The organism is Serratia sp. AR11 (assembly GCF_056376275.1).
In genome coordinates this window covers 2,364,057-2,376,886 of sequence record NZ_CM150739.1, presented here as the reverse complement: position 1 = coordinate 2,376,886, position 12,830 = coordinate 2,364,057, and the positions used below count along the sequence as shown (strand labels likewise).

Annotated in this window: 9 protein-coding genes; 4 read left to right on the top strand and 5 right to left on the bottom strand. The window is 56.2% G+C overall.

The window, feature by feature from the left end; genetic code table 11:
• The first annotated feature begins 140 nt into the window (after nucleotides 1-140).
• Nucleotides 141-1,532, top strand: a complete 1,392-nt coding sequence (locus ACSOSI_RS11270) for an L-cystine transporter (protein WP_476707083.1) — start codon at nucleotides 141-143, stop codon at nucleotides 1,530-1,532.
• Nucleotides 1,533-1,663: 131 nt separating this feature from the next.
• On the opposite strand, the gene kdgR is transcribed toward ACSOSI_RS11270, so the two are convergent.
• On the bottom strand, nucleotides 1,664-2,455 hold the full coding sequence (gene kdgR / locus ACSOSI_RS11265; RefSeq protein WP_476707082.1) for a DNA-binding transcriptional regulator KdgR: 792 nt from the start codon (nucleotides 2,453-2,455) through the stop codon (nucleotides 1,664-1,666).
• Nucleotides 2,456-2,682: 227 nt separating this feature from the next.
• Here kdgR and ACSOSI_RS11260 point away from each other — a divergent pair, with 227 nt between their 5' ends.
• Nucleotides 2,683-4,077, top strand: a complete 1,395-nt coding sequence (locus tag ACSOSI_RS11260; protein ID WP_476707081.1) for an MFS transporter — start codon at nucleotides 2,683-2,685, stop codon at nucleotides 4,075-4,077.
• Nucleotides 4,078-4,125: 48 nt separating this feature from the next.
• Here the strand turns inward: ACSOSI_RS11260 and htpX are convergent, their stop codons facing one another.
• The 4 genes from htpX to ACSOSI_RS11240 form a co-directional block, all read right to left on the bottom strand.
• On the bottom strand, nucleotides 4,126-5,004 hold the full coding sequence (gene htpX, locus ACSOSI_RS11255) for a protease HtpX (RefSeq protein WP_012144856.1): 879 nt from the start codon (nucleotides 5,002-5,004) through the stop codon (nucleotides 4,126-4,128).
• 289 nt (nucleotides 5,005-5,293) lie between these two features.
• Nucleotides 5,294-7,330 (bottom strand): carboxy terminal-processing peptidase, encoded by a 2,037-nt coding sequence (prc, locus tag ACSOSI_RS11250; RefSeq protein WP_012144855.1) that lies wholly within the window; start codon nucleotides 7,328-7,330, stop codon nucleotides 5,294-5,296.
• Nucleotides 7,331-7,349: 19 nt separating this feature from the next.
• Nucleotides 7,350-8,072 (bottom strand): RNA chaperone ProQ, encoded by a 723-nt coding sequence (gene proQ / locus ACSOSI_RS11245; protein WP_476707080.1) that lies wholly within the window; start codon nucleotides 8,070-8,072, stop codon nucleotides 7,350-7,352.
• A 95-nt stretch (nucleotides 8,073-8,167) separates the two neighbouring features.
• Complete coding sequence (locus ACSOSI_RS11240; RefSeq protein ID WP_012144853.1) at nucleotides 8,168-8,665, bottom strand: GAF domain-containing protein; 498 nt, start codon at nucleotides 8,663-8,665, stop codon at nucleotides 8,168-8,170.
• Between the two features lie 246 nt (nucleotides 8,666-8,911).
• Between ACSOSI_RS11240 and yebS the strand changes: the two genes are divergently transcribed.
• Together yebS and ACSOSI_RS11230 are read left to right on the top strand one after the other, a co-directional pair.
• Nucleotides 8,912-10,159, top strand: coding sequence for a membrane integrity lipid transport subunit YebS (gene yebS, locus ACSOSI_RS11235; RefSeq protein WP_026142343.1), 1,248 nt, complete (start codon nucleotides 8,912-8,914; stop codon nucleotides 10,157-10,159).
• Complete coding sequence (locus ACSOSI_RS11230; protein WP_017892611.1) at nucleotides 10,128-12,758, top strand: PqiB family protein; 2,631 nt, start codon at nucleotides 10,128-10,130, stop codon at nucleotides 12,756-12,758. Before yebS ends, ACSOSI_RS11230 begins: the two co-directional genes overlap by 32 nt.
• Nucleotides 12,759-12,830: the final 72 nt, after the last annotated feature.

The following is a 12,830-nucleotide window of genomic DNA, read 5'->3' as shown; positions in this document are numbered from 1 at the left end:
AACAAAATCACCAATAAAGTTATATAAAATTCCATTTGGATATAAGTGAGCCGTTACGCAAACTGTTACGATATTTAGTATCGCTACGCCTTGGTGCATAGCCATTTTTATATAAGAAAAAATAATTGGAGACATTGGGGATGAATCTTCCGCTGGTTATTAACGTGGTGATTTTTGTCGCCCTCCTTTTGCTGTTGGCGCAAAGCCGTCATAAGCAATGGAGCCTGGCGAAAAAAGTACTGGTCGGCCTGGTCATGGGCGTGGTGTTCGGTCTGGCGCTGCAACTGGTGTACGGCTCGGACAACCCGGTACTGAAAGAATCCATCAGCTGGTTCAACATTGTCGGTAACGGCTATGTGCAACTGCTGCAAATGATTGTGATGCCGCTGGTGTTCGCCTCAATTCTGAGCGCGGTCGCCAAGCTGCACAACGCCTCTTCTCTGGGGAAAATCAGCTTCCTGACTATCGGCACCCTGTTGTTCACCACGCTGATTTCGGCGCTGGTGGGCGTGCTGGTGACCAACCTGTTTGGTCTGACCGCCGAGGGTCTGGTGCAAGGGGCGCAAGAAAACGCACGTCTGTCAGCGATCCAAAGCAACTACGTCGGTAAACTGGCCGACCTGACCGTACCGCAGATGGTGCTGTCCTTTATTCCTAAAAACCCGTTTGCCGATCTGACCGGGGCCAGCCCGACCTCAATCATCAGCGTGGTGATCTTCGCGACCTTCCTCGGCGTGGCGTCGCTGCAGTTGCTGAAAGACGACAAGCCTAAAGGCGAACGCGTGCTGGTGGCGATCGATACCCTGCAGGCCTGGGTAATGAAGCTGGTGCGTCTGGTGATGAAACTGACTCCGTACGGCGTACTGGCACTGATGACCAAAGTGGTCGCCGGCTCTAACGTCCACGACATCATCAAACTGGGTAGCTTCGTCGTCGCCTCCTATCTGGGTCTGGCGATCATGTTTGCCGTGCACGCCGCCCTGCTGGCCTTCACCGGCGTTAACCCGTTGAAGTTCTTCCGCAAAGTATGGCCGGTGATCACCTTCGCCTTTACCAGCCGCTCCAGCGCCGCCAGCATTCCACTGAACGTGGAAGCGCAGACCCGTCGTTTGGGCGTACCTGAATCCATCGCCAGCTTCTCGGCCTCGTTTGGTGCCACTATCGGCCAGAACGGCTGTGCCGGTCTGTACCCGGCCATGCTGGCGGTAATGGTAGCCCCAACCGTCGGTATTAATCCGCTGGACCCGGTGTGGATCGCCACCCTGGTCGGTATCGTCACCATCAGCTCCGCCGGCGTCGCCGGTGTCGGTGGCGGTGCGACTTTCGCCGCGCTGATCGTGCTACCGGCGATGGGCCTGCCAGTTACGCTGGTTGCGCTGCTGATCTCGGTTGAACCGCTGATCGACATGGGCCGTACCGCACTGAACGTCAACGGCTCTATGGCTGCTGGGACCATCACCAGTCAGTTGATGAAGCAAACCGACAAGTCCATTATGGACAGCGAAGACGAAGTGGAACTGGCTCACCAGTAAATTTCGTCGGCATTAAAAAACCGGGGCTGAAGCAGGCCCCGGTTTTTTTACGTCTGAAAAACCGCTAAATCTAAAATAAAAAAAGCGCTGCCCATAACTGGCAACGCCATGAATTATTCGAACCCACGGGATCAGAATGGATAGTCGTGATAACCCATTTGCTCGGAAATGTTGCGGGCGGCGGTATGCAGACGGTTGACGTAATCGGCTTTGGCATCTTCCGAGTAACGAATGGACGGGAACGAGATACTCAGACCGGCGGTTACCACGCCAAAACGGTCAAACACCGGCACCGCAATGCAGCGCAACCCTTCTTCCTGCTCTTCAATGTCTTCACCCACCCCCTGCTCACGCACCTGCTCCAGTTGCGACATCAAGGCTGCGGCATCGGTCAGGGTGTTCGGGGTGCTGCGGGTAAACTCAATTTTTGACAGGATTTGCGCCACTTCAGCCCGGTCGCGCCAGGCTAACAGCACTTTACCGATCGCCGTACTGTGCAGCGGGTTGCGACGACCAATACGCGAATACATACGCAGGTTATACATGGCATCGATTTTATGGATATAGACAATACTGTCCTCATCCAGCGCCCCGAGATGAATAGCTTCGCGGGTGTGGCTCGACAGTTCGCGCATCTGGATATCGGCGCTGCGGATCAGATCGACGCTTTGCAGCGACTTGGCCCCCAGTTCAAACAGCTTGAGCGTGAGCGCGTATTTTTCCGACTCACCCTCCTGCGAAACATAGCCCAATGACTTCATGGTCTGCAGAAAACGGTAGACGGTGCTCTTGGACATCATCACCCGCTGGGAAAGCTCAGTAATGCCGATCTCGCGTTCCTCACCCAGCGCCTGCAGGATACCGAATACCTTCAGTACGGATGAAACTGCATCCGGTTGTTTATCTGAGTCTGCGTTAACCATAGTCAATATCCTATCCGGCATTTTCTGTTTTAAGAAATTTGAACAAGGGTTTCAGTATACGCGGTACCCCAGAGAGCACGCAATCTGCCCCGGGGACAAATGCCAGAGGGGCTTGGGCTCTCTGCGGTGATCGGTTATTACAATTGCGCAGGAAACTGTGGGTGCAATCACAGACGAATATGATTAGCATGGTAATACTCCCCCGGATTAATACCTTCGAGATCAACATGCGTTCTTGTACTGACGGCCTCCCCGTCCCACAACGCTATGGGGCTATCCTCGCCATTGCCCTGGGCATCACCGTTTCGGTGCTCGATGGCGCGATTGCCAACGTGGCACTACCGACCATCGCGCGCGATCTGAATGCCAGCCCGGCCAGCTCCATCTGGGTGGTTAACGCCTACCAGTTGGCGATCACCATTTCACTACTGTCGTTGGCCTCGCTCGGCGACCTGATTGGCTATCGTCGCATCTATCAGGCAGGCCTGTTGGTGTTCAGCATTACTTCGCTGTTCTGCGCCCTGTCAGACTCGCTGACTACGCTGACCATTGCCCGCGTGCTGCAGGGCTTTGGTGCTGCCGCCATCATGAGCGTCAACACGGCGTTAATCCGCATTATCTATCCGCAGCGGTTTCTCGGGCGCGGTATGGGCATCAACTCGCTGATTGTCGCTTTCTCCTCGGCTGCCGGGCCTACGGTGGCGGCGGCTATCCTGTCGGTGGCTTCCTGGCAATGGCTGTTCGCGATTAACCTGCCGATTGGTATCGTGGCGTTGCTGCTGGGGATGAAGTACCTGCCCGGCAATAGCCAAAAAAGTACTAATCAGCGCTTTGATCCGACCAGCGCGGTGATGAATGCCCTGACCTTTGGGCTACTGATCACCGCCATCAGCGGCTTTGCCCAGGGCCAGAGCCTGACGCTGATTTTCAGCGAAATCGCCGCGCTGCTGGTGATTGGCTTCTTCTTTGTTCGCCGACAGCTGCGTCAGGAGTTCCCACTGCTGCCGGTCGACCTGCTGCGCATCCCGATTTTCGCCCTGTCGATGGGCACCTCGGTCTGTTCGTTCACCGCGCAGATGCTGGCGATGGTCTCACTGCCGTTCTTCCTGCAAAGCACGTTGGGCCGCGACGAGGTCGCCACCGGGTTGCTGCTGACGCCATGGCCTTTGGCGATAATCGTCATGGCACCGCTTGCAGGACGACTGGTGGAGCGCATTCATGCCGGATTGTTAGGCTGTATCGGTCTGGCGGTGTTTGCACTGGGCCTGTTTTTGTTGGCGCTGCTGCCGCAAAACCCTTCAGACCTGGATATCATCTGGCGTATGGTGCTGTGCGGTGCCGGTTTTGGACTGTTTCAGTCACCGAATAACCACACCATTATTTGCGCCGCCCCGCGTAACCGCAGCGGAGGTGCCAGTGGCATGCTGGGCACCGCCCGGCTGTTGGGACAGACCTCGGGAGCCGCGCTGGTGGCATTAATGTTCAACCTGTTTCCCACCTCCGGCACCCATGCCTCATTGATTCTGGCCGGTACCTTCGCCACATTGGCGGCAGTGGTCAGCAGCCTGCGCATTACCCAACCCTGCTCACAACCGGCAGAAAGCAGCCGGCCGGCCAAATAACGGACATAAAAAAACCCCGGCGAGCCGGGGTTTTTAACGTTCTCAGGGTTACTTCAGGTACTGACCTGAACGCAGCGCTTCGATACGTTTATCGAGCGGCGGGTGCGACATGAACAGTTCGCTGAACGACTTGGATTTGCCGTTGATGCAGAACGCCATCATGTTGCCCGCTTCCTGCGGCTCGTAACTGGTTTTCAGCCGTTGCAGCGCCGCGATCATTTTCTCGCGGCCCACCAGTTTGGCAGAACCTGCATCGGCATAGAACTCACGGTGACGCGAGAACCACATGGTGATAATGCTGGCCAGGATGCCGAATACCAGCTCCAGAACCATCGACACGCCGAAGTAGATCATCGGGTTGCCGTTGCCTTCCCCTTCGCCGTCACGGTTGCCCAGGAAGCCGGCGGCGGCCTGTGCGATCAGTCGTGAGATGAAGATCACGAAGGTGTTCACGATGCCCTGGATCAGCGTCATGGTGACCATGTCGCCATTGGCAACGTGGCTGATTTCGTGGGCAATAACCGCTTCCGCTTCATCACGGCTCATGCTTTGCAGCAGGCCGGTGCTGACGGCGACCAGCGACGCATTACGGCGCGCACCGGTGGCGAAGGCGTTAATGTCTGGTGCGTGATAAATAGCCACCTGCGGCATGGCAATGCCTGCCTGCTGCGACTGACGGCGTACCGTTTCCAGCAGCCAGTTTTCGGTCTCGTTACGCGGTTGTTCAATCACTTCCCCGCCGACGGAGCGCAGCGCCATCCATTTGGACATCAGCAGTGAGACAAACGAACCGCCGAAGCCGAACAGACCGGCCATGATCATCAGGCCCTGAACGCTACTGGATTGGATTCCTGTCAGGCTGAGCACCAGCCCGAAAACCAACATCACCGCCAGGTTGGTGAGCAGGAACAGAGCTATACGCATCATAAAATGTTTACTTCCTCATAAATGTTAACAAAACGCTGCCTCGGATACCCTAGATGGTATGGGCATTCGTCACAGTTTCAAGAGTTGCACGCCATTAACCTACTAAAAATACGAAACTTTACAAAAACGGCGCTCAAGCAATACTTTTCAAATTGTAAACGATTGTTGCGCAAAACGGTGGGAATTTTTTTGCGTAAAAATAACGGTGTAGGTTATTCAATACCGCCAGGAGCGCCCATTAAAAAACGCACCCGAAGGTGCGCTTTTCATTTACTGAGACTCGGCTGCGTTATTTCGCCGCCGCCGGCTGCGCCTGATCAAGGTGCGCCAGATCCAGTGCGATGTGCACGGTTTCATCCAGATATGGGTCAGGTTCCTGGTAATCCTTCGGCAAATCTTCCAGGGCCTTCAGCGGCTTTTTACCGGCGCGCTGCAGGCGATCATTAACACGTTGCAGACGGGTAGCGTCATCATCGTGGTTCTCTTTCTCGCGCTGAACCAGGTTGAGAGAGACGATGTTACGCTTATCCTTCAGCGCCTTGTAATGAGCGATATCCTGCGCGATGTACTGGAACTCAGGATCCTTGGCGATACGCTGCTCATGATCCTTCAGCAGTTCAGGCTCAAACGGCTTCATGTCACCGGTTTTGGTGTAGGTCGCCGCATTGATGCTGTCCCACGGCATAGCGTTATCTTCAAACGCTTCACCGGTTTCCGCCGGATCAATGCCGCTCGGCATCAGGATATCCGGGGTAACCCCCTTACGTTGGGTACTGCCGCCGTTAACGCGGTAGAACTTCTGTATGGTGTATTGCACCGACCCCAACGCCGGCCACTCCGGACGCAGCATCTGATCGTAAATGCGGTTCAGTGAGCGATACTGCTGCACGGTACCTTTCCCGAAGGTCGGTTCACCGACGATCAGCGCGCGACCATAGTCCTGCATTGCCGCGGCGAAGATCTCCGAAGCCGAGGCGCTGAAACGGTCAACCAGTACCACCAGCGGCCCCTTGTAATAGGTCACGCCGTCGGTGTCCGCGTCTTCACGCACTTTACCGTTGTTGTCACGTACCTGCACTACCGGGCCGCTCGGAATGAACAGACCGGACAGCGAAACCGCTTCGGTCAGTGCGCCGCCGCCGTTAGTGCGCAGGTCGATGATCAGGCTCTTGACGTTCTGCTTGGCCATCTTCTGCAACTGAACTTTCACGTCATCGGTCAGGCCTACGTAGAAGCCCGGAATGTCCATCACCGCGACTTTCTCTTTGCCGACGGTCTTGATGGTCATTTTCACCGCGCGGTCTTCCAGACGGATACGCTCACGGGTCAAGGTGACCACTCGGGTTTTAGTGCCCTTGCCGGCCGGCAGGATCTCCAGGCGCACCTTGCTGCCCTTCGGCCCTTTAATCAGGGAAACCACGTCGTCCAGACGCCAGCCGATCACATCGACCACAGGCTTGCCCGCCTGGCCAACGCCGACAATACGGTCACCCACGGTGATCGCCTTGCTCTTCGCCGCCGGGCCACCTGGCACCATGGAGTTGATCAGGGTGTAATCGTCATCCATCTGCAACACCGCACCGATACCTTCCAGCGACAGGCTCATCTCGGTATTGAACTGTTCGGTATTGCGTGGGGAGAGATAGTTGGTATGCGGGTCGATTTCATGCGCAAAGGCATTCATCGCCAGTTGGAAAACGTCTTCGCTGTTGCTTTGCGTCAGGCGCTTGATGGCAAACTGATAGCGCTTGGTCAGCGTTTCACGAATTTCCTTGTCGGTCTTGCCGGTCAGCTTGAGGTTCAGCTCGTCATATTTGACTTTCGCATTCCACAGCGCGTCCAGTTCGGCCTTGTCTTTCGGCCACGGCGCTTTGCTGCGGTCGAGATCAATAGTGTCGTTGCCGGTGAAGCTCATTGGCTTTTCCAGCAGCGACAATGCATAGGTGTAACGCTCAAAACGGCGTTTCTGCGCCAGATTGTACAGCGCGTATGGCGTATCGAGCTTACCGCTTTTCAGTTCTTCGCCCAGCTGATTGCGCTTGTTGGCGAATTGCGCTACGTCGGAGGCCAGCAGCACGTTATGGCTGTAGTCCAGCATATTCAGGTAACGATCGAAGATCTTGCCTGAAAAGTCCGCGTCGAGGGAAAACTGACGGTAATGAGAGCGAGTGAAGCGCGAAGTTACGCGCTCACTCACAGTTGCATGTTGCGGTTCCTGCTGCAGCTGAGGCAGTTGATCGATGCGGATGTTGGCTGGTTCCGCTCCGTAACTGACACCCGCCCACAACAGACCCGCGACTGCTGTTAATCTGACAAATTTGTTCATGCCTTGGTTGGCCTCCGTATCAGAACTGCAAGTGTTCTGCGCGCACAATCATCGCCAGACCGGAAGAGAGCTGCACACGTACGCCATCTTTGGCGATTTCAAGTACGGTTGCATCCATCGCACTCTGGCCTGCTCTGACTTTGATTTCCTGGCCAATTTGCAGTTTAGAGATATCCGTGACTGGCACACGACGCTGCTGGCTTTCCTCTTTGACTTCACGAGGTTGGCGAGCGGGCTGTGGGCGAGTTTGTGGGCGAGTTTGTGGGCGCGGCTTGCGGTTCTCCGGAGCGGCTCCGCCTTCGCGACGTGCAGCAGGTTTTTTACCGGCTGGACGTGGACGACGAGGTTCCGCAGCGGCTGATTCACCGGCAGCTTCACGTTTTTTGGCGTTTTGCTCGGCACGCTGTGCCTGAACTCGCGCTTTGGCTTCTTCAAGCTGTTGACGGGCATGATCGACATGCTGCTGTTCCAGCTCACCGCACGGGTTGCCGTCCAAATCAACGCGCTGGGCGCCAACTTTGACGCCGTACAGGTAACGCCAGCTTGAGGTGTACAGGCGCAGTGCAGAACGCAATTGCGTTTTGCTTAGGTTTTCTTCCCCCTGAACACGCTCGACCAGATCCTGAAAAATACCGATTTTCAACGGGCGAGCTTCGCCCTCGGCGCTAAAGCAGAGCGGAAAACGCTCGGCAAGAAAAGCAATGACTTCTTTACTAGAGTTCAACTTAGGTTGATTTTCCATGAAATTTCCTGATTACAACGGGTTTGCCAACCAGCGCAGGCATGAACAGGCGTCATTATAATGACGCCATCGGTAAATGCCACGTTAACCGTAGATCAACTTGCCGTTACAGTGACATATTTCGCACTATCACACTGTTCCAGCTGCGCGCAAAGCCCCGCCACCACTGCTTCCAGGCCCCTTTCGTCCTGTTCGTCGAAACGTTGATAAACTGTGCTGTCGATATCGAGAACGCCGATAATCTGACCGCCAACGTTGAGCGGCAGCACAATTTCTGCATTACTGGCCGCGTCACAGGCGATATGACCAGGGAACTCATGGACATCACCAACGCGCTGCACGCGATTTTCCGCCACGGCGCTGCCGCATACTCCTTTGCCAACCGGAATGCGCACACAGGCGATTTTTCCCTGGAAAGGACCCAGCACCAGTTGGGTGCCGTCCATCAGGTAAAATCCGACCCAGTTAACGTCGTCAAGGCGCTCGTTGATCAGCGCACTGGCGTTGGACAACGCGGCGATAAAGTTGGTTTCCCCGTCGAGCAGCGCGCACAAATCACGTTTTAATTCCGCGTAGAATTGTTCTTTTGTCATGTGTTAACCATTAATACAGTGAAGAAGGCCACTAGCCCAAGTCTTAAGCCCTATAAAATAAGCATTAAATGCGTATAGCCACAAGGTTAATCATCTGTTGCTTCACAAAACCCTACCGGGCAGGGTATGTTTGCCGCTCAGAAACCCTGTTTTGCCGCCCGGTGCTTGGCCCTATAAGGCACGGACAGATTTATTTTTCAGCTACGCTAATCGATACGGCGAGCTCTGGGGCAGTTTTTTGTCATGATGAAAATACACGCGATCACCGGCCCGCTATCCAAAGCACGCCACCAACGCTGTTGCGAATGCGACCTGCTGTTTGTATTGCCGCCACTGAGCGGCAAACAGGCGGCCTACTGCCCGCGCTGCGATGCCAAGGTGGTCAGTGGCCGAGACTGGTCGATGACCCGACTGACCGCCATGGCGGTCACCATGCTGCTGTTGATGCCCTTTGCTTTCAGCCAGCCGCTGATCAGCATCCGTCTGCTGGGGGTGCGCATCGACGCCAGCCTGCTGGAAGGCATCTGGCAGATGAGCCACCAGGGGGATCCTCTCACCGCCAGCATGGTGGCGTTTTGCACTATTGGCGCCCCGCTGACGCTGGCGCTGTCGCTGCTTTACCTGCGTTTCGGCCATGCACTGGGCATGAACCTGCGGCCAGTGCTGCTGATGCTCGACCGCTTGAAAGAGTGGGTGATGCTCGATATTTACCTGATCGGCATGGCGGTGGCGACAATCAAAGTAAAAGAATACGCCGATATCCAGGCCGGCAGTGCGCTGATCGCTTACCTGGCGCTCACCCTGCTCAGCATCCTGACGCTGATCCACGTCAATCTGGAACAGCTGTGGGAACGCTATTATCCGCAGGAACAGCCGAAAGGCCTGCCAACGGCACTGCATATCTGCCTGTCCTGCCATTTCACCGGTTACCCAGACCAGCGTGGGCGTTGTCCACGATGCCACATTCCGATGTGCCATCGGCAGCCCTACAGCCTGCAAAAAACCTGGGCGGCGCTGATTGCAGCGATGATTTTACTGATCCCGGCCAACCTGATGCCAATCTCCATCATTTACGCCAATGGCGCACGAATGGAAGACACCATCTTCTCCGGAGTGGTCTCACTGGCGACCTCAGGCAATGTACCGATCGCCGCCATCGTGTTCATTGCCAGCGTACTGGTGCCCTTTACCAAGGTCATCGTGCTGATCACCTTGCTGCTGAGTATTCATTTCAAGACCTCGCACAGCCTGAGAACCCGTATTCGCCTGCTGCGTCTGGTCACCTGGATCGGCCGTTGGTCGATGCTCGATCTGTTTGTTATTGCTTTAATGATGTCGCTGGTGAATCGCGACCAATTGTTATCTTTTACTATGGGGCCGGCAGCCTTTTATTTTGGGTCTGCGGTTATTTTAACTATTCTTGCCGTAGAGTGGCTGGATAGCCGATTGATTTGGGATGCACATGCAACAGGAAACGCCGAATACACCGACTGAAGCGCGGGTCAAAAACAAGCGCCGTATTTCGCCATTCTGGTTACTGCCGTTTATTGCCCTGCTGATCGCGGGGTGGCTGGTCTATAACAATTTCCAGGAACGCGGTACCACGGTGACCATTGATTTCCAGTCCGCGGCGGGCATTGTCGCCGGGCGTACTCCGGTACGTTATCAGGGGGTGGAAGTAGGCACCGTACAGAGCATCAGCCTGAGCAAGGATCTGCGCAGCATTGTGGTCGAAGCCAGCATCAAGAGTGACCTGGAAGATTCCCTGCGCGACGGCACCCAGTTTTGGCTGGTAACACCCAAAGCCTCGCTGGCGGGCGTGTCTGGCCTGGATGCCCTGGTGGGCGGCAACTATATCGGCATGATGCCGGGCACTGGGAAACCTCAGACCCACTTCACCGCGCTCGATACCCAGCCCAAGTATCGGCTGAACACCGGTGAGCTGATGATTCATCTGCACGCTGACGATCTCGGCTCACTCAACACCGGTTCGCTGGTGTATTACCGCAAGATCCCCGTCGGTAAGGTCTATGACTACACCATCGCCGAAGGCAATAAGGGCGTCACTATCGACGTGCTGATCGACCGCCGCTTTGCCAATCTGGTGAAGGGCAGCAGCCGTTTTTGGAACGTCTCGGGCTTCAAGGGTGATTTCAGCCTGGCGGGTGCCTCGGTGCAGATGGAAAGCCTGGCCGCGCTGGTCAACGGTGCCATTGCCTTTGACTCGCCGCTAGATGGTCAGCAGGCCAAGGCCGATCAAAGCTATACCCTGTATCCGGACCTGGCACACAGCCAGCGCGGCGTGAATATTACGCTTGATCTGCCGAGCGGCAATAACCTGAGTGAGAACCGCACGCCGCTGATTTATCAGGGATTACAGGTAGGTACCCTGACCAAGCTAACCCTGCAGCAGGACAGTAAGGTCACCGGTGAGCTGACCATTGACCCGTCGGTGGTGGATTTAATGCGCAGCGGCACGCGGATTGTAATGCGCAGCCCACGCCTGAGCCTTAACGACGCCAAACTAAGCCAGTTGCTGACCGGCAATACGCTGGAACTGGTACCGGGCGAGGGTGAACCGCAACAACATTTCAACGTGCTGGACAGCAGCGAAACCCTGCTGCAACAGCCGGGCGTACTGACCGTAACGCTGAACGCGCCACAGAGCTACGGCATTGACGTCGGCCAGCCACTGGTGGTGCACGGCGTTAAGGTCGGTCAGGTGATGAGTCGTGCCCTGACGGACAACGGCGTGGTATTTACCGCCGCCATCGATGCCCAATATCGCCGCCTGCTGCACAAAGACAGCAAGTTCGTGGTCAACAGCCGCGTCGACGTCAAACTGGGCCTGGACGGCATGGAAGTGCTGGGGGCCAGCGCGCAAGAGTGGCTGGACGGCGGCGTGCGCATCATCCCCGGCAGCAAGGGCGAGCCTGTCGGGCAGTATCCGCTGTATGGCAATAGTGAAAAGGCCGAGGCCGGTATTATCGGCAACAGCCCTACGCCAACCCTGACGTTGACCGCCGTCAGCCTGCCGGACGTACAGGCCGGATCGGTGGTGCTGTACCGTAAATTCCAGGTGGGCGAGATTGTTAACGTGCGTCCAAAGGCCAACGAGTTCGAAGTTGATGTTTATATCAGCCCGGAATACCGCAAGCTGCTGACCAGTGAAAGCATTTTCTGGGCCGAAGGCGGGGCCAAGGTGCAATTGAACGGTAGCGGTCTGACGGTGCAGGCTTCACCGCTCAACCGGGCGCTGAAAGGGGCTATCAGTTTCGATAATTTGCAGGGCGTCACGCTGAGCAAAGGTGCCAAACGCATGCTGTACGCCACAGAAACCGCCGCCCGCGCGGTAGGCAGCCAGATAACCCTGAAAACTTACGACGCCAGTAAAGTGTCGGCAGGCATGCCACTGCGTTATCTCGGTATCGATATCGGCCAGGTAGATTCGCTAAAATTGGCGCCAGAGCGTAATGAAGTCCTGGTCAAGGCCGTGCTGTACCCGGAATACGTGCAGACCTTCGCCCGTCTTGGCAGCCGGTTCTCCATAGTATCACCGGAGATTTCCGCCGCCGGGGTCAGCAACCTCGACACCCTGTTGCAGCCCTATATTAACGTGGAGCCAGGCCGTGGACGGGAGCTACGCAGCTTTGAGCTGCAAGAGGCCACGATCACCGACTCGCGCTACCAGGACGGCCTGAGCGTGATCCTCGACGCCGCCGAAACCGGCTCGTTGCAGATTGGGACTCCGGTACTGTTCCGTGGGGTCGAAGTGGGTACCGTGACAGGCTTCTATCTGGGCGCCATGTCCGATCGCATCCACGTCGCACTGCGTATCAGCAAGAAGTACCAGTATCTGGTGCGTAACAACAGCGTGTTCTGGCTGGCTTCCGGCTACAACCTGCAGTTCGGCCTGACCGGCGGCGTGATCAAGAGCGGGACCTTCCAGCAGTTTATTCGCGGCGGCATTGCTTTTGCCACTCCGCCGAGTATTCCGTTGGCGCCGAAGTCAACGCCGCACAAGCACTTTATGCTGAATGCGGAGGAGCCAAAAGACTGGCGTGAATGGGGCACCGCCATCCCTAAAGAGTAAATTCCTCACCCTCTCAGGGGCTCGGCAATGCCGGGCCCCTACTTTTTTCGGTTTGTGGTAAACTCCCGCCCT